Raw genomic sequence first — 23,782 nt, forward strand, 5'->3', positions numbered from 1 at the left:
TTCTGGCCACGCGTTGCCCGTCTGCGACTCGCCGGGTCGCTCGCCACTTATCACTACCTCCGTACCGGTGTTCTCAAGGACGGGGCATTCGCCCCGGGCGATCTCGACCGCCGAGCAAGTCTTAACGAGCGGTGCTGATGACATATGCTCCGTCGTAGAAAGGGCCAGGGCCGCGAGTAGCGTCAGGGTGAGCACGCCCCACCGTCCGTGGCGGTCGCACTGCTGAGAGCCAACGCTGTAGGTGTCTCGCTTCCCGTGAAGGCCAGGTTGAGGGCAATCACGGGCGGCCGGTCCGGCGCAACCGTCGACTTGCCGGTGGAGTCGAGAACGTCGGTACCGGACACGTCAAGGCAGGTGCTCGCCCGAATCGTCGTGTTCTGCTCGTCATATGAGACCCCAGTGAACGACGCGACCTTGAAGCTGCCTTCGAACGTGACACCCTCTGCGTGCGATGCGGAGAAGTCTTTCCGGTCTGCTGCGTTCGCGTCACCCGTCGTCCACGCGAGTGCAGGTTCGAACGACATCGGCTGAGCGAAGTCGACGTCGTTCAGCGCGTCGACGTACGCGCGGTAGGTGGCCTCCGCGGCGGCGAAGGCGTCTTCTTCGGAGGCGAAGCCGGTGGGTGTGGGGCTGGGTGCCGGGTCGGGTGTGCACGCCGTGGTGAGCGCCAGCGCGAGTGCGGTGGCCGCTCCCGCGAGAATCGTGCGTCGCATGCGGTGTGCCATGGTGCTAACGCTAGCCAATGGCATCCGCCTTCCGTCCGGTTATCCACAGACGCGTACGCTCGAAAGCATGTCTTTCGGAACAGCTGCCGAGCGCCGGTCGCGTCCGGCGCCGGACGACCCCTGCCCGTGCGGCGGAGGGACGTTCGGCACCTGCTGCGGTCGGATCCTCGCGGGGAGGCCGGCGCCGACAGCCGAACAGCTCATGCGCTCGCGCTACACCGCCTTCGCGGTGGGCGACGCGGCGCACCTGCGCGCGACGTGGCATCCGTCCACGGCGCCGGAGAGCCTCACTCTCGACCCCGCGATGCGATGGGACGGCCTCGACATCATCGACGCGACGACCGCCGCCGACGACCGCCGCGCCACGGTCGAGTTCCGCGCGCGGTGGCACGACGCACCCAGCGGTCAGCGCGGGGTGCTGCACGAGGTGAGCAGGTTCCGCCGCGCGGCGGGGCGCTGGTATTACCTCGACGGCGAGGTCTCCTGACGCGTCGCGGCGTGAGAGTAGTGTGTGGTCATGCCCACGCGACCTGACCGCGCGGCGGCAGCAGCCGCCGACGTCGAGCCTGCGTCGATGCTCACGGTGTTGATCGCCCTCGGCGCGAACCTGCTGATCGCGATCGCCAAGACGATCGCCGCGGCCCTCACCGGAGCGGCGTCGATGGTCGCCGAGGCGGCGCACTCGTGGGCCGACACCGGCAACGAGATCTTCCTCTACGTCGCCGCGCGACGGAGCGTCAAGCCGGCCGACGCGAGCCATCCCGTCGGCTACGGCCGCGAGGCCTACGTGTGGTCGCTGTTCGCGGCGTTCGGCCTCTTCGTCGTCGGCGCCGGCGTCTCGATCATGCACGGCGTGCAGGAGCTGTTCGATCCCGAGCCCGCCGACCGGTTCGGCATCTCGTATGCGGTGCTCGCTATCGCCTTCGTGCTCGAGGGCACCTCGTTCCTGCAGGCGTGGCGTCAGTCGCGTCGCGAAGCATCCGCGTCGCACCGCGACGTGCTCGACCACGTCATGAGCACGTCCGACCCGACGCTGCGCGCGGTGTTCTTCGAGGATGCCGCGGCGCTGATCGGTCTCGTCATCGCCTTCGTCGGCATCCTGCTGCACCAGATCACGGGGTCGGCGGTGCCCGACGCGGTCGGGTCGATCCTCGTCGGTCTGCTGCTCGCCGTCGTCGCCTACGTGCTCATCCGGCAGAACCGCCGCTTCCTCATCGGCGTGGCCGTCGAGCCCGACGTGCGCGCCGCCGCGCTGCAGCGGCTGCTCGCCCACCCGGCGATCGCGCAGATCACCTACCTGCACATCGAGTACGTCGGCCCCGGGCGGGTGTTCGTCGTGGCCGCCGTCGACCTCGCCGGCGACACCGCCGAGCACGAAGTCGCGGCGACCCTCAACGAGATCGAGGACGAGGTCGCCACGAGCCCGCGGGTGGCCTGGGTCGTGCTCACTCTTTCGCGGCCCGACGCCCCGGCCCTGGATCCGCAGAACCCGGCCGACTCGCTGCACGGCTGACGCGCTCACATCATCCACTGCAGCACCATCACCACCGCGGCGATCACCGGCAGCTGGCAGACGATCGAGGCGATCGACAGCCACATCGCGATGTTCTCGCCGCGGCGGGCGCACAGGGCGGCGAGCACGACGGCGAAGCCGACGAGCAGCACGAGGGGGAGGATCGCGCCGAGCGCGAGCAGCCCCATCAGCAGTGCGAAGTCGCCCTGCGCGGCGGAGCTGAACCACAGCACGACGAAGAGGAGCCCCATGCCGCCCGAGAGGACGAGCGTCATGACGGACAGCACCATCGGCCACTGCGGGCGGCGCGGTGCGGACGAGGCGGCGGGAGCGGTGCGCGGAGTTGTCGTTGTCATGGGCCGAGCCTGACGCGTCGGCCAGGCCGGGAATGCCCACCGGCACCGATCTGTGGACAGATCCGCAGATCGGCCGGTTGGGGAGGAGGCGACGGCGTCCGGACGGGGCGGAGCCGGTTCTGATAGCATGAAATGTCACGCCTGTGGCCATTCGGCATGCGTGCGTGACACCGCAAGAGAATCCAACCGCTGCAGTCCCTGGCATCCGTTCGCCCCCGTGCGTTCGGACGGGACTCGGCCCGACACCACAACCACCCAAGGACAACCCACTACATGACTACCGCAACGACCGCCCCGGCCACCAAGCAGGTCGCCATCAACGACATCGGATCTGCTGAGGACTTCCTGGCCGCGGTCGAGAAGACGCTCAAGTTCTTCAACGACGGAGACCTCATCGAAGGCACCGTCGTCAAGATCGACCGCGACGAGGTCCTCCTCGACGTCGGTTACAAGACCGAGGGCGTCATCCCCTCGCGCGAGCTTTCGATCAGACACGACGTCGACCCCAACGAGGTCGTCAAGGTCGGCGACGAGGTCGAGGCCCTGGTCCTTCAGAAGGAGGACAAGGAAGGCCGCCTGATCCTCTCCAAGAAGCGTGCGCAGTACGAGCGCGCGTGGGGCGACGTGGAGCGCATCAAGGAGAACGACGGCGTCGTCACCGGTCAGGTCATCGAGGTCGTCAAGGGTGGCCTCATCGTCGACATCGGCCTGCGCGGCTTCCTCCCCGCCTCGCTCATCGAGCTGCGTCGCGTCCGCGACCTCACGCCGTACCTCGGCCAGGAGATCGAGGCCAAGATCCTCGAGCTCGACAAGAACCGCAACAACGTCGTGCTCTCGCGCCGCGCCCTGCTCGAGCAGACGCAGTCCGAGTCGCGCACCACGTTCCTCAACAACCTGCACAAGGGCCAGGTCCGCAAGGGCGTCGTCTCGTCGATCGTCAACTTCGGTGCGTTCGTCGACCTCGGCGGCGTGGACGGCCTCGTGCACGTCTCCGAGCTCAGCTGGAAGCACATCGAGCACGCCTCCGAGGTCGTCGAGGTGGGCCAGGAGGTCACCGTCGAGATCCTCGAGGTCGACCTCGACCGCGAGCGCGTCTCGCTGTCGCTGAAGGCGACGCAGGAGGACCCGTGGCAGGTCTTCGCCCGCACGCACGCGATCGGTCAGGTCGCACCGGGCAAGGTCACCAAGCTCGTCCCGTTCGGCGCGTTCGTGCGCGTCGCGGACGGCATCGAGGGCCTCGTGCACATCTCGGAGCTCTCCGGCAAGCACGTCGAGCTCGCCGAGCAGGTCGTCTCGGTCGGCGAAGAGGTCTTCGTCAAGATCATCGACATCGACCTCGAGCGTCGCCGCATCTCGCTGTCGCTCAAGCAGGCCAACGAGTCGGTCGACCCCAACGGCACCGAGTTCGACCCGGCGCTGTACGGCATGACGACCGAGTACGACGAGAACGGCGAGTACAAGTACCCTGAGGGCTTCGACGCCGAGTCGGGTGCCTGGCTCGAGGGCTTCGACGCTCAGCGCGAGAAGTGGGAGCAGGAGTACGCCGCTGCCCAGGCTCGCTGGGAGGCGCACAAGGTCGCCGTCGCTAAGGCCCTCGAGGCCGAGGCGAACGCGCCGACCGAGACCACCTCGGCGTCGTCGTCGTTCACCTCCGACCTCGGCGGTGGCGGCACCCTCGCCGACGACGAGGCGCTCGCGGCTCTGCGCGAGAAGCTCTCGGGTCGCTGATCCGCAGCATCCTTCTGACAGGGGTCGTGGCCTTCGGGCCGCGGCCCCTGTCGCTTTTTGTGCGGCAGGATGGGACCGGTGTGGAGGGATAACACTGGTGAGGAGCGATAACGTCGGTGTTGTGAAGCGTTTCCAACGGGCGTCCACCCACCGCGCCGCGCTCACCTCGCAGCAGCGCCCGCGGCGCGACGGGCAGCGATTCGACCTGCGCGACCGCACTGCGGCGGCCAACCAGCTGCTGCTGTGCGCGATCGTCGCGGTGCTGTTCGTCGTCGGTCTCGTAGGCGGCTTCATCCATCGCCCCGAGCTGTTCGCGCTCGGCGCTCTCCTCATCGGCCTCGGCGGCATCGCCGCGCTCGCCGTGCCGTGGACGAGCATTCCCGCCGGCTGGGTCGCCGTGCTGCCGCTCGTCGACATCGTCGCGATCGCGCTGATGCGCCAGGCCGATCCCATCGGGGGGCTCGGGCTGCTCTGGGTGTTCCCGGCGATGTGGCTCGCCACGCTCGGGCGTGCCGGGCTCATCACGAGCTGCGTGCTCATCCCGGCGCTGTACTGGTCGCTGATCGCGCTGGGCCCGGAGCCGGTGTTCAGCTTCGCGTCCTTCCTCTTGCCCCTCGTCATCATCGCGATCAGCAGCGCGGTGTACGCCTCGGCGCGTCGCTTCGCGGCGCAGCGAGACCTCCTCGACGCGCAGGCCGCGCGCCTCGCCTTCGCGCGCTCCGCCGCCGTGCAGCAGGAGCAGCTGGTCACCGAGGTGCTCGACACCGTCGACTTCGGCGTGGTGCGCTTCTCGGTCGGCGGCGACGTCGTCTACGAGAACGACGCCGTCGGACGTCTCGGCGGATCCATGCCCCGACTGCACGCCGCGGGCGAGACCCGGGTGCTGCTGCAGGAGGACGGCGAGACGCCGCTCGACGCGCACGACCATCCGCTGGCGCGGGCGCGCCGCGGCGAAAGCTTCGAGGACGAGACCGTGTGGTCGCAGGATGCCGAGGGGCGGCGCGTCGCGCTGACGTTCACCGCCCGTCGGCTGCTCGATCACCGGGGGGCCGACGCCGGCGGCGTGCTCGTCGCGCGCGACGTCACCGCGGAGCAGGAGGCGCTGCGCGCGCGCGACGACCTCGTCGCGTCGGTCTCGCACGAGCTGCGCACCCCGCTCACCTCGGTGCTGGGGTACCTCGAGCTCGCCATCGACGAGGACGATCACTCCGAGCGCGTCCGGCGATACCTCGACACGGCTCTCGGCAGCGGCGAACGCCTGCTCGCGATCATCTCCGACATCCTGCTCACCTCGCGGCGGTCGCGCACCTCGGTGGAGGCCGCCGTGCACCCTCGCGAGATCGACGCGGTCGAGCTCGTGCGCGAGTCGGTGCTCGCGCTCGGCCCGGTCGCTGCCGACCGGGTGATCAAGGTGAGCGTGACGGAGACGGGGCACGCCGTCGTGTACGCCGACCCCGGCCGGCTCCGCCAGGTCATCGACAACCTCCTCGGCAACGCCATCAAGTTCAACCGCGACGGGGGAGCGGTGGATGTCACGGTGTCGACCGACGGCGAAGCCACGACCATCGCGGTGCGCGACACCGGCGTGGGCATCGCCGCCGAAGACCAGGAGCACGTCTTCGAGCGCTTCTTCCGCGCGTCGGAGGACGTCGCCGGCAACGGGCTCGGCCTCGCGATCAGCGCCGACATCATCAAGGCGCACGACGGCACGCTCACGGTCGCCTCAGATCCGGGTGTCGGGTCGACCTTCACCATCGTGCTCCCCGCGCACGCCGAGACGAGGATGAGCCGATGACCCTCGATCTGTTCACCGTGACGGTGATGACCGCGATCGTGGCATCCGTGGCGAGCATCACGTACATCCTGGAGACGATCTTCCGGCGCGACGCCGGGCCGGGGCGGCTCTGGGCGGTGGCGTTCTTCTGCGGGCTGTCCACGACCATCGCCTACATGGCCTGGTCGTCGGGCGTCGGTGGGTTCGTCTCGGTGGCCGTCGGCAACAGCCTCTTCGTGCTGGTGCCCGGGTTCTTCTGGCTCGGGGCGCGCCGCTTCAACGATCGGCCGATCGGCTGGTCGCTCGTGCTCGTGGTCGTCTTCGCGCTGGCGAGCTTCGCCGCCGCGCTGATCCAGGCCGACGATTGGGGCAGCTGGGGCGGGTGGACGACGATGGCGGCGTGTCTGGTCGCGTTGTTCGTCGCCGCCGCCGTCGAGGCGCTCCGGGCGCCGCTCGGGCACATCCGAAGCGGGTGGGCGCTCGCGGCTGTGCTGCTGTTCGCGGCACTCTTCTACGCGGTGCGGCTGGTGCTCTTTCTCGCCGCCGGTCCGGCGAGCCCGCTGTTCAGCCGCTGGTTCGGCTCGATCAGCGCGAACATCGTGACTGTCGTACTCACCGTCGTCGCCGCGATCGTCACGTCGGTGCTGCGCTCGCACCGGAGCGCCGAGCAGCGCTACGAGTGGCTGACCGAGCGGGGCGTCGCATCGGACGGGGTCATGCTCGCGCGCACCTTCGTGGCCGCGAGCGCGGACATCATCGAACGTGCCTCGTGGCGGTCCGAGGGCGTCGCGATCGTCGTCATCCGCGTCGAGGGCCTCGCCGAGATCCGCACCGCGTTCGGGCAGGAGGCCGCCGACGACATCAGCGGCGCCTGCCGCCAGGCGGTGCGCCGCTACGCCCCGGCCTCGGCGATCGTCGGCGAGGACGACGAGCACCGTCTCGCCGTCGCGGCACTCGCCCCGACCGCCGCCGACGCGCGCCGCCTCGGCGCGATGATCTACCGCGGATGCATGGATGAACTGGCCCGCGCCGATTCGGGGCTGTTCCCGTTCGTCGGCGTGGGCGTCGCGTTCACCGGCGACGTCGGCTACGACCCCGGGGCGCTCCTGCGCGGGGCCCGCGCTGCGGCGCGACGGGCGGCGGCCACGCCGGGCGCGTCGGTGCTGGTCGATGCGCCGGCCGCGTCATCGTGACAGGCTGGCATCCGTGCCCCTCATCGCGCTGACCGGTGGAATCGCCTCCGGCAAGTCCACGATCGCCCGCCGCCTCGCCGATCGGGGGGCCGTCGTCGTGGACGCGGACGCGATCGTCCGCGACGTGCAGGCGGTCGGCTCGCCCGTGCTCGACGAGATCACCGCGGCCTTCGGCGAGGACGTGATCACCGCCGACGGGGCGCTCGACCGCGCCGCGCTCGGCGCGCGGGTGTTCGGCGACGACGAGGCGCTCGCGCGGCTCAACGCGATCGTCCACCCGGCCGTCCGCGCCGAATCGGCGCGGCGGTTCGCGGCCGCATTCGACGCGGATCCGGCTGCCGTGGTCGTCTACGACGTGCCCTTGCTCGTCGAGGCGCGCGTGGATGACCCGTGGGACCTCATCGTCGTCGCCGACGCCCCGGCGGCGTTGCGCGCGGGGCGGCTCGTCGACGAGCGTGGACTCAGTGAATCGGATGCCGCGGCGCGCCTCGCCTCGCAGGTGAGCGACGACCGGCGCCGCGCGATCGCCGATGTCGTGATCGACACGGCGGGCTCGCTCGAAGAGACGCTGACCCAGGCCGACGCGCTGTGGGAGCGCCTCACCGCGACGCGCTGACCCCGGACGGCCGAGGAAGTCTGGACGGCCGGTCGGGCGGATGCCCTCGGCATCCTCGCGGCGACCGGTCACCGCCCAGTGACCGGCCCGCAACGCCCCGTTCATATCGCGGGGCTACTCTCGGTGGCATGACCTGAGTTCCACGACGCTCCATCGACGATCGGAGACGACCATGCCCCACCTTTTCAGCGCAGCGCGGCGGTCCGACCCGGAGTTCGAATGGGACGACTTCGCGACCGGCGACTTCGAATCGGGCGACGACCCCGACGCGTGAACGGCCGCTCCGTGGCATCCGCCGTCTGCGGCGTTCTGCCGCCGTCGGCGAACACCGCCCCCGGTGTCGGTGGGTCGGCATAGCCTGGTCTGATGCAGACCACGCGTTCCGTCCGCCCGTTCGAGGTGATCAGCGAGTACGAGCCCAGCGGCGATCAGCCGCAGGCGATCGCGGAGCTCGCGGCACGTGTCAACGCCGGCGAGACCGACGTCGTGCTGCTCGGTGCGACCGGCACCGGCAAGTCGGCGACGACAGCCTGGCTCATCGAGCAGGTGCAGCGCCCGACGCTCGTGCTCGCGCACAACAAGACCCTCGCCGCGCAGCTCGCGAACGAGTTCCGCGAGCTCATGCCCAACAACGCGGTCGAGTACTTCGTCAGCTATTACGACTACTACCAGCCCGAGGCGTACGTGCCGCAGACCGACACCTTCATCGAGAAGGACTCGTCGATCAACGCCGAGGTCGAGCGGCTGCGGCACTCGACGACCAACTCGCTCCTCAGCCGGCGCGATGTGGTCGTGGTCTCGACGGTGTCGTGCATCTACGGCCTCGGCGCGCCGGAGGAGTACCTGCGCGCGATGGTGGCCCTGCAGGTGGGCGAGCGCTACGACCGCGACGCGCTCATCCGCAAGTTCATCGCGATGCAGTACAACCGCAACGACGTCGACTTCTCCCGCGGCAACTTCCGCGTGCGCGGCGACACGATCGAGATCATCCCGGTGTACGAGGAGTACGCCGTGCGCATCGAGCTGTTCGGCGACGAGATCGAGGCGCTGTACATGCTGCACCCGCTCACCGGCGAGATCGTGCAGAAGATGGACAGCGTGCCGATCTTCCCCGCCTCGCACTACGTCGCGGGCACCGACACCGTGCAGCGCGCGATCGGCACGATCGAAGAAGAGCTCGCGGTTCGACTGAAGGAGCTCGAGGGGCAGGGCAAACTCCTCGAGGCGCAGCGGCTGCGCATGCGCACCACGTTCGACCTCGAGATGCTGCAGCAGCTCGGCTTCTGCTCGGGCATCGAGAACTACTCCCGCCACCTCGACGGGCGCGCGCCCGGCGAGCCGCCGCACACGCTGCTCGACTTCTTCCCCGACGACTTCCTGATGGTCATCGACGAGTCGCACGTGACGGTGCCGCAGATAGGCGCGATGTACGAAGGGGATGCCTCGCGCAAGCGCACCCTCGTCGACCACGGCTTCCGGCTGCCGAGCGCGCTCGACAACCGGCCACTGCGCTTCGACGAGTTCAAGCAGCGCATCGGGCAGACCGTCTACCTGTCCGCGACGCCCGGCCGCTACGAAATGGGCATCGCGGACGGCGTGGTCGAGCAGATCATCCGCCCGACGGGGCTCGTCGACCCCGAGATCATCGTGAAGCCGTCGAAGGGCCAGATCGACGACCTGCTCGAAGAGATCCGGGTACGCGTCGAGCGCGACGAGCGCGTGCTCGTGACGACGCTGACGAAGAAGATGGCGGAGGAGCTCACCGACTTCCTCGGCGAGCACGGCGTGCGGGTGCGTTACCTGCACTCCGACGTCGACACCCTCCGCCGGGTCGAGCTGCTCACCGAGCTGCGGCAGGGCGTCTACGACGTGCTCGTCGGCATCAACCTGCTGCGCGAGGGTCTCGACCTGCCCGAGGTGTCACTCGTGGCGATCCTCGACGCCGACAAGGAGGGGTTCCTCCGCAGCGGCACGTCGCTCATCCAGACCATCGGGCGCGCGGCGCGCAACGTGTCGGGTGAGGTGCACATGTACGCCGACAACATGACCGACTCGATGCGCTCCGCGATCGAGGAGACCGACCGCCGCCGCGAGAAGCAGATCGCCTACAACCTCGAGAACGGCATCGACCCGCAGCCGCTGCGCAAGAAGATCGCCGACATCACCGACGCGCTCACCCGCGAGGCATCCGACACCAACGACCTGCTGAGCGGCCGCGCGACCGCGAAGAACAAGTCGGGCAAGGGCAAGTCGCCGACCCCGCAGCTGCGACGCGAAGGCATCGCCGCCGAGGGGGCGATGCAGCTCGAGGCGACGATCCAGGACCTGTCGAATCAGATGCTCGCCGCCGCGTCGGAGCTCAAGTTCGAGCTCGCCGGGCGGCTCCGCGACGAGGTGCAGGACCTCAAGAAGGAGCTGCGCGCGATGGAGAAGGCGGGGCACGCCTGACCCCGGCTGGATGACCGGTGACCAGGGTCGCACGCGGCGGCGCTGAGCCGGCTCCGACCCGGCGTTTGGTATCGTCGTGTGGTTGGCAAGACGTTCGCCCGAGAGGGCGCGAGAGGCATCTGTGACGAACGAATCCCGGCGACAGCAGCACGACGAACGGCCGGACGCGACGTTCACCCACCCCTTGGCGGACATCGCCGCGCAGGTCGACGGCGAACTCGTCACGGACGGTCCGGCGGTGACCGGCATCGCGCTCAGCACGCAGGGCGTCCGCCCCGGCGACCTGTTCGTCGCGGCGGGCGGCGCGAGCACGCACGGCGCGCGGTACGCCTCCGACGCCCTCGCCGCGGGCGCGGTCGCCGTGCTCACCGACCCCGACGGTGCCGCGCTCGTTCCGGGCGGGGTGCCGATCATCGTCGTCGCCGACCCGCGTGCCGTGCTCGGCCGCCTCTCGGTGTGGTTCTACGACCGGCCCGCCGACGCGCTGAAGACCATCGGCGTCACCGGCACGCAGGGCAAGACCTCGACGACGTTCCTCATCGACGCGGCGCTCGGCGAGCACCACAGCGGGCTCATCGGCTCGATGGGCTCGAAGATCGACGGCGTCCCGGTGCCCACGAAGCTCACCACTCCCGAGGCGCCCGCCATGCAGGCGCTCCTCGCCCGCATGCGGGAGCAGGGCGTGCGCTGGGTGTCGTCGGAGGTCTCGAGCCAGGCGATCTCGATGCGCCGCGTGGATGGCCTCGTGTTCGACGTCGCGGTGTTCCTCAACCTCGGTCACGACCACCTCGACTTCCACGGCTCGCAGGAGAACTACCGGGCCGCGAAGCGCGAGCTGCTCACCCCGGCGATGTCGCGACTCGCGCTCGTGAACATCGACGATCAGGCCGGCCGCCGCTTCCACGACGACCCGGAGCTGAACACCGAGTCATTCTCGATCACCGGCCGCGACGCCGACTGGCGCGCCGTCGACATCGAGCTCGGGCCGGACGGCTCGGCCTTCACCGTCGTCGGCCCCGAGGGGCAGTCGGCGCGCTTCACGACCCCGATCATCGGCACCTTCACGGTGAGCAACATCCTCGCCGCCGTCGCCGCACTCGACCGGGTGGGATACCCGCTCGAGCGCTCGGTCGCCGGCCTCGCCGACTTCACCGGGCCCGAGGGGCGCGTGCAGTTCGTGCCCGTCGACGCGGACTTCCGTGTCGTGATCGACGCGGGCCACAAGCCGGAGGCGATCAACGCGCTGCTGTGTGCGCTCCGCCCCGCGACCCCCGGCCGCATCATCACGGTGATCGGCTCGAACGGCAACCGCGACGCCCACAAGCGCCCGCTGATGGGGCGCTTCTCGGCCATGGCATCCGACGTCGTCGTCGTCACCGACGACAACCCGGCCGACGAAGACCCCGCCATGATCCGTCGAGCCGTCGTCGCGGGCACGCGCGGCTCGCGCGCCGAGGTGTTCGACGTGGCGGGCCGGGCCGAGGCGATCCACCACGCGGTCGACCTGGCGCAGCCCGGTGACCTGCTCGTCATCGTCGGCAAGGGCGACGAGCGGCACCAGATCACGGCGCACGGCATCGTGCCGCACAGCGACCCCGACGAGGTCGAGTGGGCTCTGGCGCGTCGACGCGCCGCGAACTGAGCTCGGGGATCAGCTCACGCTCGGGACGCCGTCGGGGCAGTGCATGAGCGGCTTCGGGCCGGATCGGTCGAAGGTGTGCTGCGACATCGGCGCTTTGCACAGGGGACAAGCGCGCTCGGTGCGCGCCGGCTCGGGTGCGGTGTCGTAGGGGCCGACGGATGCCGGGCCGGCGAAACGGATCAGGCGGTTGTTGAGGTAGGCGTACCAGCCGCCGCCGGCTCGCGCGCGTTCGCGCAGCGACGGCCGGTCGCGATCGCTTCGTGTCATGATGATTAGTGTACTAACGAATCGCGTAGAATGCGGCGCATGGACCCGCGCGACGATCTGCTGAAACTCGAGAACCAGCTCTGCTTCGCGCTCGTCACCGCTGCGCGCAACGTCGTCTCGATCTACCGCCCCGTGCTCGAGCCCCTCGGGCTGACGCACCCGCAGTACCTCGTCATGCTCGCGCTGTGGGAGCACGCGCCGCGGGCGCTCGGCGAACTCGCCGACGAGCTCGCGATGGAACCGGCGACCCTCTCGCCGATCGTCAAGCGGCTGGAGGGGCAGGGTCTCGTCACGCGGGCCCGGAGCGCCGCCGACGAGCGCGTGCTCGAGATCGCGCTCACCACCGAGGGCGCCGAGCTGCGCACCGTCGCCCTGGCCGTCCCCGAGCAGATCATGGCGCGGGTGGCGATGGATGCCACAGAGCTCGCCGCCCTCCGCGACGGTCTCGCTCCGTTCTCCGGCCGGCGAAGCGGCTGAGCGGCCGGCCGGCGACCCGCCGGAGCGGCCGCCGACCGAATGCTCGGTGCCGGCGTCAGCCGGCGACCCGCTCCCAGGCACGGTGCGCCGCGAGAGCGTCGAGCACGCCGACCGTGACCTCGGTCGCGGTGCCCACGACGACGCCGGGAGCATCCGTGGCCACTCCGGCGGAGGCGAGGAGGCCCCCCGCATCCTCGACGGCACCGATCGCCTTTCCCTGCCGTGAGATCTCATCGACCAGACGGACCACGCGCGCATCCTCCGACGGCGCGAGGGCGACGAGCGCGTCGAACTCGATGCTCGCCGCGGTGAACGGCGTGCGCTGCACGGGGATCTCGCCGAGCAGTCCGCCGTGCGGCGCGAGCACGAGAGGCAGCGCACCCGCGGTGTCGACGGCGTGCCGGACGGCGGAGAGCTCCGCGGCATCCACCTCGTCGCCCGCCAGGATCGCCACGACACGTCCGTCGATCGGCCAGGTCTCGCCGATCATGCGCAGGGCGCGGCTCGGTTCGACGTCCTCCAGAGGTTCCGCAGGTTCCGGGACGGCCAGGCCCAGCGCGTCGGCGACGAAGGCGCACAGGTCCGCGTCGATGCGCGCGAGCGCGCGCAGCTGTCGCTCCTTGATCGCCTGCTCGTAGCACTTGGCGAGTTCGAACGCATAGGCATCCCGCACGTGCTCCTGCTCGACCTCGGTGAGCGAGCGGTAGAACACGCGCGCCTGCGAGAAGTGGTCGTCGAAGCTCCGCGGCAGCGCCCGCTCGATGACGGATTCGGTCACCGTCACCGGAAGGTCGACGAACGCGCCTTCGTCGGCGCCGGCGTGGAACGGGCAGCCGCCGTCGAGCGTGTTCGGGTGCGACGGGGCGACCCCCGTGTGCACGGCGCTCTGATGCATCCCGTCGCGGAGCATGTCGTTGACGGGCGCGTGCGGCCGGTTCACCGGCAGCTGCGCGAAGTTCGGGCCGCCCAGACGGGAGATCTGCGTATCGAGGTACGAGAAGAGCCGACCCTGCAGGAGCGGGTCGCTCGTGACGTCGATGCCCGGGACGAGGTGCCCCGGATGGAAGGCGACCTGCTCCGTCTCGGCGAAGTAGTTCGTCGGGTTCGCGGTGAGGGTCATCGTGCCGACGATCTGCAGCGGGGCGAGCTCCTCGGGCACGAACTTCGTCGGATCGAGCAGATCGATCCCCTCGAACATCTGGTCGGGGTCGTCGGGCATCACCTGCAGGGCCAGGTCCCACTCCGGGTACGCGCCCGACTCGATGGCGTCGGCGAGGTCGCGGCGGTGGAAGTCGGGATCCTTGCCCGCGGCCAGCTGCGCCTCCTCCCAGGTGAGCGCGTGGGTGCCGAGTCGCGGGCGCCAGTGGAACTTCACGAGCGCCGTCTCGCCGGCCGCGTTCTCCAGGCGGAAGGTGTGCACGCCGAAGCCCTGCATCATCCGGTAAGAGCCTGGGATGCCACGGTCGGACATGTTCCACATGGTGTGCGCCTGCGCCTCGGTGTGGAGCGAGACGAAGTCCCAGAACGTGTCGTGCGCCGACTGCGCCTGCGGGATCTCGCGGTCGGGGTGCGGCTTGCCGGCGTGGATGACGTCGGGGAACTTGATGGCGTCCTGGATGAAGAACACCGGGATGTTGTTGCCGACGAGGTCGTAGACGCCCTCCTGTGTGTAGAACTTCGTCGCGAATCCGCGGGTGTCGCGGACGGTGTCCGCCGACCCGCGTGAGCCGAGCACGGTGGAGAAGCGGGTGAAGACCCGCGTGCGCACGCCCTTCTTGAGGAATGCGGCGCGCGTCACCGACTCGGCGGCGCCGTTCGCGACGAACTCGCCGTGCGCGGCCGCGCCGCGTGCGTGCACGACGCGCTCGGGGATGCGCTCGTGGTCGAAGTGCGTGATCTTCTCCCGCAGGTGGTGGTCCTGCAGCAGCACCGGCCCGCGCGGACCCGCCTTCAGGGAGTGGTCGGTGTCGCCCAGCCGCAGCCCCTGGGCCGTCGTCAGGCGGTCGCCCTGCTGAGCGCTCGCGCGCGCGGCATCCGCCGACGGCGCCCCGGTGGGGGTGCGCGGCTCGGGAGCCTCCTGGTCGGCCTTTTCGGGCAGGGGACCGGCCGGCGTCGTCGGCTCGTCGAGGGAGGGCGGCGCCGAGGCGGGCTACCCCGTGCGCGAGGCTTCGCCCTGAGCGCAAGGCGGGCCCGACGTCGGAGGCCCCGCCTAAGCTTGAGGAGTGCCTATCGTCCCCGTCGCAGCCTCGAAACTCAGCGTCCGTGGAGCCCGCGTCCACAACCTCAAGAATGTCGACCTCGACATTCCGCGCGACTCGCTCGTCGTGTTCACCGGGCTGTCCGGATCCGGCAAGTCGAGCCTCGCGTTCGACACGATCTTCGCCGAGGGGCAGCGCCGCTACGTCGAGTCGCTGAGCGCCTACGCGCGCCAGTTCCTCGGTCAGGTCGACCGGCCCGACGTCGACTTCATCGAGGGGCTCAGCCCCGCCGTGTCGATCGACCAGAAGTCGACCAACCGCAACCCGCGGTCCACCGTCGGCACGATCACCGAGATCCACGACTACATGCGTCTGCTCTGGGCGCGCATCGGCGTGCCGCACTGTCCCGAGTGCGGCGCCGAGATCCAGCGCCAGACGGTGCAGCAGATCGCCGACCAGCTGATGGACCTGCCCGAGCGCACCCGGTATCAGATCGTCGCGCCCGTCGTCACGCAGAAGAAGGGCGAGTTCGTCGACCTCTTCAAAGAGCTCTCGGCCAAGGGGTACGCCCGCGCCGTCGTCGACGGCGACCTCATCCAGCTGTCCGAACCGCCCACGCTGAAGAAGAGCTACAAGCACGACATCGCCGTGGTGGTCGACCGGCTGGTCGCCGCGCCCGACATCCTCGGCCGGGTCACCGATTCGGTGGAGACCGCGCTCGGTCTCGCCGGCGGCATCATGCAGGTGAACTTCGTCGACGAAGAGGGCGACGACGCCTGGCAGAGCTTCAGCGAGAAGCTCGCCTGCCCGAACGGCCACCCGCTGCAGCTCACCGAGATCGAGCCGCGCACGTTCTCGTTCAACGCGCCGTTCGGCGCCTGCCCGGCCTGCTCCGGTCTCGGCACGCGCATGTCGGTCGACGTCGAGCTCATGCTGGGCGACGACGAGCTGTCGATCAACGAGGGCGTCATCATCCCGTGGACGACGCAGGGCAAGGGCCTCTACCAGTACTACGAGCGCCTGCTGATGGGTCTCGCCGACGACCTCGGCTTCTCCCTCGACACTCCGTGGCGCGAGCTGCCGACCGACGTGCAGGAGGCGGTGCTGCGCGGCGAGAACTACAAGGTGACGGTCAAGTGGCGCAACCGCTACGGCCGTGAGATGCGCTACTCGTCGGGCTTCGAGGGCGTCGTGCCCTACATCGAGCGCCAGTACACGCAGGCCGAGACCGACACGCAACGCCAGCGCTGGGCCGAGTACCTGCGCGAGGTGCCGTGCCCCGTCTGCCACGGCGACAGGCTCAAGCCCGAGGTGCTCGCGGTGCTCGTGCACGGGCACTCCATCGCGGATGCCTCGCGCATGAGCCTCGGCGACGCCCAGACCTACTTCGCCGAGCTCGAGCTCACCGACCGCGAGGCGAAGATCGCCGCGGCCGTGCTGCGCGAGATCCGGGCCCGGCTCGACTTCCTCATCCAGGTGGGCCTCAACTACCTGAGCCTCAGCCGCGCGGCCGGGTCGCTCTCCGGCGGCGAGGCGCAGCGCATCCGCCTCGCCACCCAGATCGGGTCGGGCCTGACCGGCGTGCTCTACGTGCTCGACGAGCCGTCGATCGGCCTGCACCAGCGCGACAACCGCCGGCTCATCGAGACGCTCGTGCACCTGAAGAGCCTCGGCAACACGCTGATCGTCGTCGAGCACGACGAAGAGACCGTGCACGCCGCCGACTGGGTGGTCGACATCGGACCGCGCGCGGGCGTCGAGGGCGGCGAGGTCGTCCACTCCGGCCCGCTGTCGTCGCTGCTCGACGAGCCCCGCTCGCTCACCGGCGCCTACCTCAGCGGACGTCGCACCATCGAGACGCCCGCCAAGCGGCGCAAGATCGACAAGAAGCGCATGCTGACGGTCGTCGGGGCCCGGGAGAACAACCTCAAGAACGTCACGGCCGAGTTCCCGCTCGGCGTCCTGACGGCCGTCACCGGGGTCAGCGGCTCCGGCAAGTCGTCGCTGGTCAACGGCATCCTCTACGAAGTGCTCGCGACGAAGCTCAACGGGGCGCGCCGCGTGGCCGGCAAGCACACGCGCGTGACGGGTCTCGACAACCTCGACAAGGTCGTGCACGTCGACCAGGCGCCGATCGGCCGCACCCCGCGGTCGAACCCCGCCACCTATACGGGTGTTTTCGACCGCATCCGCACCCTCTTCAGCGAGACGAGCGAGGCGAAGGTGCGCGGCTACCAGCCGGGACGCTTCAGCTTCAACGTCAAGGGCGGGCGCTGCGAGGCGTGCTCGGGCGACGGCACGATCAAGATCGAGATGAACTTCCTGCCCGACGTGTACGTCGACTGCGAGGTGTGCCACGGCAAGCGCTACAACCGCGACACCCTGGCCGTGCACTACAAGGGCAAGAACATCGCCGAGGTGCTGGAGATGCCGATCTCCGAGGCGGCCGACTTCTTCGAGCCGATCCAGGCGATCCACCGCTACCTGAAGACGCTCGTCGACGTCGGCCTCGGCTACGTGCGACTCGGGCAGTCGGCGACGACGCTCTCCGGCGGCGAGGCGCAGCGCGTCAAGCTCGCCACCGAGCTGCAGCGCCGGTCGAACGGGCGCAGCATCTACGTGCTCGACGAGCCGACCACCGGCCTCCACTTCGAAGACGTCGCGCGCCTGCTCGAGGTGCTCGGCGGCCTCGTCGACAAGGGCAACACGGTCATCGTCATCGAGCACAACCTCGACGTCATCAAGTCGGCCGACTGGATCATCGACCTCGGTCCCGAGGGCGGCTCGGGCGGCGGGCAGATCGTCGCCACCGGCACACCGGAGAAGGTCGCGAAGGTCGCCGAGAGCCACACCGGCGCCTTCCTCGCCGAAGTGCTCGCCGACCGCTCGCGGGTCGCGGTCGAGGCCGTCGCCGAGGCGGAGGCCCGAGAAGCGGTGCGCAAGGCGGGCTGATGGCGAACGCCCTGCCTTACAAGCCGAAGCCGGGGGAGATCCCGACCCAGCCCGGGGTGTACCGGTTCCGCGACGCGGAAGGTCGCGTGCTCTACGTCGGCAAGGCGAAGAACCTCCGGGCGCGGCTGTCGAACTACTTCGCGCCCCTGCACACGCTGCACGAGCGCACCCGGCGCATGGTCACGACCGCGACCTCGGTGGAGTGGACCGTCGTCGGCAGCGACGTCGAATCGCTGCAGCTCGAGTACATGTGGATCCAGGAGTTCTCTCCGCCGTTCAACGTGCGCTACAAGGACGACAAGTCCTACCCGTACATGGCGATCACCCTCGCCGACGAGGCTCCGCGCGTGATCGTCACCCGCAACCGGCGCATCCCCGGCGCCCGCTACTTCGGCCCGTACCCGAAGATCTGGGCCGTGCACGACACGATCGACCTCATGATCAAGGTGTTCCCGATCCGCACGTGCTCGGATGCCTCGTACAAGAAGGCGATGGCGACGGGCCGTCCGTGCTTCCCGGGGCAGATCGGCCGCTGCGGCGGGCCGTGCTCCATGAAGGTGACGGTGGAGGAGCACCGCGCGATCGTGGATGACTTCGTCGCGTTCATGTCGGGGGGCGACGCCCGGTTCACGCGAGAGCTCACGGCGCGCATGCGCGAGGCATCCGCCGCCATGGACTACGAGTCGGCCGCCGTCTACCGCGACCGGCTGCAGGCGATCGACGCCGTGCTCAGCCGGAGCGCGCTCGTGCTGCCGAGCGACACCGACGCCGACCTGTTCGGCATCGCCGAAGACGAGCTGTCGGCCGCCGTGCAGCACTTCGTCGTGCGCGGCGGCCGCGTGCGCGGCGTGCGAGCGACGACGATCGACAAGGAGCTCGACATCTCGGGGGCCGACCTCGTCGACCAGGTGCTCCAGCGCACCTACGGCGGCGCCGGCGCGGGCGAGATCCCGCGCCAGGTGCTCGTGCCAGAGCTGCCGGGCGACGCCGCCGACCTCGAGGAGTGGCTGCAGGAGCGACGCGGCAAGCGCGTGAGCATCCAGGTCGCCCAGCGCGGTGCCAAGGCGGATCTCCTGCGCACGGCGACGATCAACGCGCAGCAGGCGCTGATGCTGCACAAGACCCGCCGCACCTCGGACTACACGTCGCGCACGAAGGCGCTCACCGACCTGCAGCTCGCGATCGGACTCGACGAGGCGCCGCTGCGCATCGAGTGCTACGACGTCTCGCACCTGTCGGGCACGAACGTCGTGGCATCCATGGTCGTCTTCGAAGACGGCCTGCCGCGCAAGGACCAGTACCGCTCGTTCGGCGTGCCCGAGACCACCGACGACACCGATTCGCTCTATCAGGTGCTCATGCGCCGGCTCGCGCACGTCGACCGCGACGACCCGGCCGAGGTCGTCGGGGCCGAGGTCGTGGCCGCGGAGGTCGTGGCCGCGGAGGTCGTGGAGGCGGTGGAGGCCGTTGAGGTGGCCGCGGCTGTGGAGGCCGAGGCTGTCGAGGTCGTGGAGGCCGTCGAAGAGCCCGTCGTCACCGAGCGCAAGCGGCCGCGCTTCGCCTACCGCCCGCAGCTGCTCGTCGTCGACGGCGGCGCGCCGCAGGTGGCGGCGGCGGCGCGCGCCCTCGAAGACTCCGGGCACACCGAGATCGCCCTGTGCGGCATCGCGAAGCGGCTGGAGGAGATCTGGCTGCCGGGGGAGGAGTACCCCGTCATCCTGCCCCGCACCTCCGAGGCGCTGTACCTGCTGCAGCGGCTGCGCGACGAGGCGCACCGGTTCGCGATCACGCACCAGCGCAAGCGGCGCAAGCGCGACATCACCACGGTGCTCGGCGAGGTGCCCGGCCTCGGCGATGCGCGCACCAAGGCGCTGCTGAAGCACTTCGGGTCGGTCGCCGCCCTCAGCCGCGCGAGCGCGGAAGAGATCACCGCCCTCCCCGGCATCGGCCCGAAGCTCGCCGCCGCGATCGAGCAGCGTCTCGCCAATCGGTAGGCTGTGCCCGTGCGCTCTCGCGCCGGGCAGAGTCGACTGCCGAACCGAGGGAGAGACGGGAACACTGGGGTGGATGAAGAGCAGGCGGCCGGCGAGATCCTGATCGTCACCGGCATGTCCGGCGCCGGTCGGACGACGGCGGCGAACGCCCTCGAAGACCTCGGCTGGTACGTCGTCGACAACCTGCCGCCGCAGATGCTGCGCCCCCTCCTCGACCTCACAGGCCTCGCGGCCGGCGCGCTGCCGAAGATCGCTGCGGTCGTCGACGTGCGCGGGCGCGACCTGTTCGGCGAGCTGCCGGCGATCGCGAGCTCGCTGCGCACGGGCGGCCAGCTGCGCGTGCTCTTCCTGGATGCCTCCGACGAGGTGCTCGTGCGCCGCTTCGAGTCGGTGCGCCGCCCGCATCCCCTGCAGGGCGACGGCACGATCCTCGACGGCATCCGGCGCGAGCGCGAGCGCGTCGCGGTGATCCGCGAGAGCGCCGACGTCATCGTCGACACCAGCGCCCTCAACATCCACCAGCTCGCGAACCGCATCGTCGACCTGTTCAGCGAGGAGGGGCAGGCGCGGCACACGGTCACGGTGATGAGCTTCGGGTTCAAGTACGGGCTGCCCACCGACGTCGACCTCGTCGCCGACATGCGCTTCCTGCCGAACCCGTTCTGGATCCCCGAGCTGAAGGGACTCACCGGCGAGGAGGGGCCGGTGCGCGATTTCGTGCTCTCGCAGGACGGAGCGCTCGAGTTCATCGACGCGTACGCGCTCGCCCTGCACCCGGTGCTGGAGGGCTATCAGCGCGAGAACAAGCGGCACTCCGTCGTCGCGATCGGCTGCACCGGTGGCAAGCACCGGTCGGTCGTCACCGCGATCGAGCTCGCCCGTCGGCTCGCCGAGGTGCCGGGCGTGGCAGTGCGCGTGAAGCATCGCGACCTCGGTCGCGAGTAGGCTGGACGTTCGTCCCCCCCACCTGAACACCGAAGGATCGCTGTGCCGCCCACCGCCGATGTCAAGTCCGAGCTGGCCGCGGTCCGCGACCCTCGTCCGACGGCACGGGTGGCCGAATTGACCGCGATCCTGCGCTTCTCGGGTGGGCTCCACTCGATCGCCGGCCGCGTCGCCGTCGAGGCCGAGCTCGACTCCGATCAGCTCGCCCGCCGCGTCGCGCGCGACATCATGGAGCTGTACGGGGTGCGCCCCGAGCTCCACCGCGTCCAGGCATCCGGCGGCCGCACGGGCGGCTCGTTCGCCGTGCGCGTGATCGACGGTGGCGAGACCCTTGCCCGCCAGACGGGACTCCTCGACCAGCGCCGCCGCCCCGTGCGCGGCCTGCCGAACAAGCTGACGACGGGCGCCCGCCCCGACCTCGCCGCGGTGTGGCGCGGGGCGTTCCTCGCCGCCGGCACGCTCTCCGAGCCCGGCCGGTCGGCCGCGCTCGAGATCGCCTGCCCGTCGGGCGAGGCCGCGATGGCCCTCGTCGGCGCGGCGCACCGGCTGGGCATCTCCGCGAAGGCGCGCGAGGTGCGCGGCGTGCCGCGCGTCGTCGTGCGCGAGGGCGATGCGATCCGGGTCGCGCTCGCCGAGATGGGCGCCGTCCGCACCGCGCAGGCGTGGGAGGAGATGCGCCAGCGCCGCGAGGTGCGCGCCGGGGTGAACCGGCTGGTCAACTTCGACGACGCGAACCTCCGCCGCTCCGCGCAGGCCGCCGTCGCCGCGTGCGCGCGGGTCGAACGCGCCCTCGAGATCCTCGGCGACGAGGTGCCCGAGCACCTCCGCGAGGCGGGGGAGCTGCGCCTGTCGCACCGCGACGCGAGCCTCGACGAGCTGGGCCACCACGCCGATCCGCCGCTGACGAAGGACGCCGTCGCCGGCCGCATCCGTCGCCTGCTGGCGATGGCCGACAAGAAGGCGACCGCCGAGGGCATCCCCGGCACCGAGTCCGCCGTCCCCGAGGGCTTCGAGGACTGACGCGTCCGCGCGCCTGGCGACCCCTCTCCGAGCGGTCGGGCCGTCGCATACCGTCACCCGGGGAACAACCCCCTGACGAGGGCGTTGCACCTCAATAGGATGGAAATCGTCCCCTCGCCGCGTTCGCAGCGCGGCGCGAACAGGAAGAAGAGAACATGGCGAAGTACACACTGCCCGACCTCCCCTACGATTTCGCAGCGCTCGAGCCGCACATCAGCGGCAAGATCATGCAGCTGCACCACGACAAGCACCACCAGGCCTACGTGACCGGTGCCAACACCGCCCTCGAGCAGCTCGCCGAGGCCCGCGAGACCGGCAACCTGGCGAACGTCAACAAGCTCGAGAAGGACCTCGCGTTCAACCTCGGCGGTCACGTCAACCACTCGATCTTCTGGACGAACCTCGCGCCGGCGAACGACGGCGGCGGCGGAAAGCCCGAGGGCGAGCTCGCGGCGGCGATCGACGAGTTCTTCGGCGGCTTCGACAAGTTCCAGGCGCACTTCACCGCGGCGGCCACCGGCATCCAGGGCTCGGGCTGGGCGGTGCTCAGCTGGGACCCGATCGGCGAGCAGCTGATCATCCAGCAGCTGTTCGACCAGCAGTCCAACACCGCGCAGGGCACGATCCCCGTGTTCCAGCTGGACATGTGGGAGCACGCCTTCTACCTCGACTACCTGAACGTCAAGGCGGACTACGTCAAGGCGGTCTGGAACATCGCCAACTGGGGCAACGTCGCCGAGCGCTTTTCGACGGCTCGCGACAAGACGGCGGGCCTTCTCAAGTAGTAGTGTCATGACCAGGTGAGGATGCCGGGTCTCCGCCCGGTGACGGGGGAGACCCGGCATCCTCTTCTCACATCAGACGATCGCTTCGCGGAGCTCCTGAGGGTGCCCGCGGCGACAAGAACCGGGAGACAACGTGTCTGTCAAGATCGGAATCAACGGCTTCGGCCGCATCGGACGCAACTTCCTCCGCGCGGCTCTCGCGCAGGGGGCAGACCTCGAGATCGTGGCGGTGAACGACCTCACCGACAACAAGACCCTCGCCCACCTGCTCAAGTACGACTCCGTCGGCGGACGTCTCGACGCGGACGTCTCGTACGACGCGGACTCCATCACCGTCAACGGCAAGGCCATCAAGGTCTTCGAAGAGCGCGACCCCGCGAACCTGCCCTGGGGCGACCTGGGCGTCGACATCGTCATCGAGTCGACCGGCCGCTTCACCAAGGCCGTGGACGCCAAGAAGCATCTCGACGGCGGCGCGAAGAAGGTCATCATCTCCGCTCCCGGCACCGACGTCGACGGCACGTTCGTCATGGGCGTCAACGACGGCGAGTACGACCCGGCGACGATGAACATCATCTCGAACGCGTCGTGCACCACGAACTGTCTCGCGCCGCTCGCGCAGGTGTTCAACGACAACTTCGGCATCGAGCGCGGCTTCATGATGACCGCGCACGCCTACACCGCCGACCAGAACCTGCAGGACGGTCCGCACAGCGACCTGCACCGTGCGCGCGCCGCGGCGATCAACATCGTCCCCGCCTCGACCGGTGCCGCCAAGGCGATCGGCCTGGTGCTCCCCGAGCTGAACGGCAAGCTCTCCGGCTCGTCGTACCGCGTGCCGGTCCCCACCGGCTCGATCGTCGACCTCACGATCATCACCCCCACCGAGGGCCTGACCGTCGAGCAGATCAACGAGGCGTACAAGAAGGCCGCCGCCGAGGGTCCCCTGAAGGGCTACCTGAAGTACAACGAGGACGCGATCGTCTCGAGCGACATCCAGCTCGACCCGCACTCGTCGGTTTTCGACGCCGGCCAGACGAACGTCTCGGGCAACCTCGTGAAGGTGTCGTCGTGGTACGACAACGAGTGGGGCTACTCGAACCGTCTCGTCGACCTCACCGAGCTCGTCGCCGAGAAGCTCTGAGCTGA

Annotated in this window: 18 protein-coding genes and 1 pseudogene; 15 read left to right on the forward strand and 4 right to left on the reverse strand. The window is 70.0% G+C overall.

The window, feature by feature from the left end:
- Nucleotides 1-182 precede the first annotated feature (182 nt).
- Entirely contained in the window at nucleotides 183-725 is a 543-nt protein-coding gene (locus FHX68_RS01070; RefSeq protein WP_141378723.1) for a hypothetical protein, read from the reverse strand.
- A 67-nt stretch (nucleotides 726-792) separates the two neighbouring features.
- Between FHX68_RS01070 and FHX68_RS01075 the strand changes: the two genes are divergently transcribed.
- Nucleotides 793-1,212 carry a YchJ family protein gene (locus tag FHX68_RS01075; RefSeq protein ID WP_141378725.1) on the forward strand — a complete coding sequence of 140 codons (420 nt, stop codon included), beginning with the start codon at nucleotides 793-795 and terminating at the stop codon, nucleotides 1,210-1,212.
- Between the two features lie 30 nt (nucleotides 1,213-1,242).
- Complete coding sequence (locus FHX68_RS01080) at nucleotides 1,243-2,238, forward strand: cation diffusion facilitator family transporter (protein ID WP_229661378.1); 996 nt, start codon at nucleotides 1,243-1,245, stop codon at nucleotides 2,236-2,238.
- Nucleotides 2,239-2,243: 5 nt separating this feature from the next.
- Here the strand turns inward: FHX68_RS01080 and FHX68_RS01085 are convergent, their stop codons facing one another.
- On the reverse strand, nucleotides 2,244-2,594 hold the full coding sequence (locus FHX68_RS01085; protein ID WP_141378726.1) for a hypothetical protein: 351 nt from the start codon (nucleotides 2,592-2,594) through the stop codon (nucleotides 2,244-2,246).
- A gap of 273 nt (nucleotides 2,595-2,867) precedes the next feature.
- Between FHX68_RS01085 and rpsA the strand changes: the two genes are divergently transcribed.
- The 6 genes from rpsA (at nucleotide 2,868) to FHX68_RS01115 (ending at nucleotide 11,995) form a co-directional block, all read left to right on the forward strand.
- Nucleotides 2,868-4,322: a 30S ribosomal protein S1 gene (rpsA, locus tag FHX68_RS01090; protein ID WP_141378728.1), complete on the forward strand. Its 1,455-nt coding sequence runs from the start codon at nucleotides 2,868-2,870 to the stop codon at nucleotides 4,320-4,322.
- A 121-nt stretch (nucleotides 4,323-4,443) separates the two neighbouring features.
- Nucleotides 4,444-6,117 (forward strand): sensor histidine kinase, encoded by a 1,674-nt coding sequence (locus tag FHX68_RS01095; protein WP_141378730.1) that lies wholly within the window; start codon nucleotides 4,444-4,446, stop codon nucleotides 6,115-6,117.
- Entirely contained in the window at nucleotides 6,114-7,289 is a 1,176-nt protein-coding gene (locus FHX68_RS01100) for a diguanylate cyclase (protein WP_141378732.1), read from the forward strand. Before FHX68_RS01095 ends, FHX68_RS01100 begins: the two co-directional genes overlap by 4 nt.
- A gap of 13 nt (nucleotides 7,290-7,302) precedes the next feature.
- The gene (gene coaE, locus FHX68_RS01105; RefSeq protein ID WP_141378734.1) at nucleotides 7,303-7,905 is read left to right on the forward strand and encodes a dephospho-CoA kinase; all 603 of its coding nucleotides are present in this window, start codon (nucleotides 7,303-7,305) and stop codon (nucleotides 7,903-7,905) included.
- 366 nt (nucleotides 7,906-8,271) lie between these two features.
- On the forward strand, nucleotides 8,272-10,353 hold the full coding sequence (uvrB, locus tag FHX68_RS01110) for an excinuclease ABC subunit UvrB (protein ID WP_141378736.1): 2,082 nt from the start codon (nucleotides 8,272-8,274) through the stop codon (nucleotides 10,351-10,353).
- Nucleotides 10,354-10,474: 121 nt separating this feature from the next.
- Nucleotides 10,475-11,995: a UDP-N-acetylmuramoyl-L-alanyl-D-glutamate--2,6-diaminopimelate ligase gene (locus tag FHX68_RS01115; RefSeq protein WP_229661377.1), complete on the forward strand. Its 1,521-nt coding sequence runs from the start codon at nucleotides 10,475-10,477 to the stop codon at nucleotides 11,993-11,995.
- Nucleotides 11,996-12,004: 9 nt separating this feature from the next.
- Here FHX68_RS01115 and FHX68_RS01120 read toward each other — a convergent pair whose 3' ends face one another.
- Nucleotides 12,005-12,262 (reverse strand): hypothetical protein, encoded by a 258-nt coding sequence (locus FHX68_RS01120; RefSeq protein ID WP_141378738.1) that lies wholly within the window; start codon nucleotides 12,260-12,262, stop codon nucleotides 12,005-12,007.
- Nucleotides 12,263-12,301: 39 nt separating this feature from the next.
- Here FHX68_RS01120 and FHX68_RS01125 point away from each other — a divergent pair, with 39 nt between their 5' ends.
- Nucleotides 12,302-12,739 (forward strand): MarR family winged helix-turn-helix transcriptional regulator, encoded by a 438-nt coding sequence (locus FHX68_RS01125; RefSeq protein ID WP_141378739.1) that lies wholly within the window; start codon nucleotides 12,302-12,304, stop codon nucleotides 12,737-12,739.
- 55 nt (nucleotides 12,740-12,794) lie between these two features.
- On the opposite strand, the pseudogene FHX68_RS01130 reads toward FHX68_RS01125, so the two are convergent.
- Nucleotides 12,795-14,888 (reverse strand): annotated as a pseudogene (locus FHX68_RS01130) (catalase); the annotation flags it as partial.
- 73 nt (nucleotides 14,889-14,961) lie between these two features.
- Here FHX68_RS01130 and uvrA point away from each other — a divergent pair.
- The 6 genes from uvrA to gap all read left to right on the forward strand — a co-directional run bounded on the left by uvrA (nucleotide 14,962) and on the right by gap (nucleotide 23,777).
- Nucleotides 14,962-17,889 (forward strand): excinuclease ABC subunit UvrA, encoded by a 2,928-nt coding sequence (gene uvrA, locus FHX68_RS01135; RefSeq protein WP_141378741.1) that lies wholly within the window; start codon nucleotides 14,962-14,964, stop codon nucleotides 17,887-17,889.
- Complete coding sequence (gene uvrC, locus FHX68_RS01140) at nucleotides 17,889-19,883, forward strand: excinuclease ABC subunit UvrC (protein WP_141378742.1); 1,995 nt, start codon at nucleotides 17,889-17,891, stop codon at nucleotides 19,881-19,883. Before uvrA ends, uvrC begins: the two co-directional genes overlap by 1 nt.
- A 69-nt stretch (nucleotides 19,884-19,952) precedes the next feature.
- Nucleotides 19,953-20,828, forward strand: a complete 876-nt coding sequence (rapZ, locus tag FHX68_RS01145; RefSeq protein ID WP_141378744.1) for an RNase adapter RapZ — start codon at nucleotides 19,953-19,955, stop codon at nucleotides 20,826-20,828.
- Between the two features lie 42 nt (nucleotides 20,829-20,870).
- Nucleotides 20,871-21,848 (forward strand): DNA-binding protein WhiA, encoded by a 978-nt coding sequence (gene whiA, locus FHX68_RS01150; RefSeq protein WP_141378746.1) that lies wholly within the window; start codon nucleotides 20,871-20,873, stop codon nucleotides 21,846-21,848.
- Between the two features lie 155 nt (nucleotides 21,849-22,003).
- Nucleotides 22,004-22,633: a superoxide dismutase gene (locus tag FHX68_RS01155; RefSeq protein ID WP_141378748.1), complete on the forward strand. Its 630-nt coding sequence runs from the start codon at nucleotides 22,004-22,006 to the stop codon at nucleotides 22,631-22,633.
- Nucleotides 22,634-22,766: 133 nt separating this feature from the next.
- Nucleotides 22,767-23,777 (forward strand): type I glyceraldehyde-3-phosphate dehydrogenase, encoded by a 1,011-nt coding sequence (gene gap, locus FHX68_RS01160; protein ID WP_141378750.1) that lies wholly within the window; start codon nucleotides 22,767-22,769, stop codon nucleotides 23,775-23,777.
- Nucleotides 23,778-23,782: the final 5 nt, after the last annotated feature.

It is taken from the genome of Microbacterium lacticum (assembly GCF_006716815.1).
Taxonomy (GTDB): domain Bacteria; phylum Actinomycetota; class Actinomycetes; order Actinomycetales; family Microbacteriaceae; genus Microbacterium; species Microbacterium lacticum.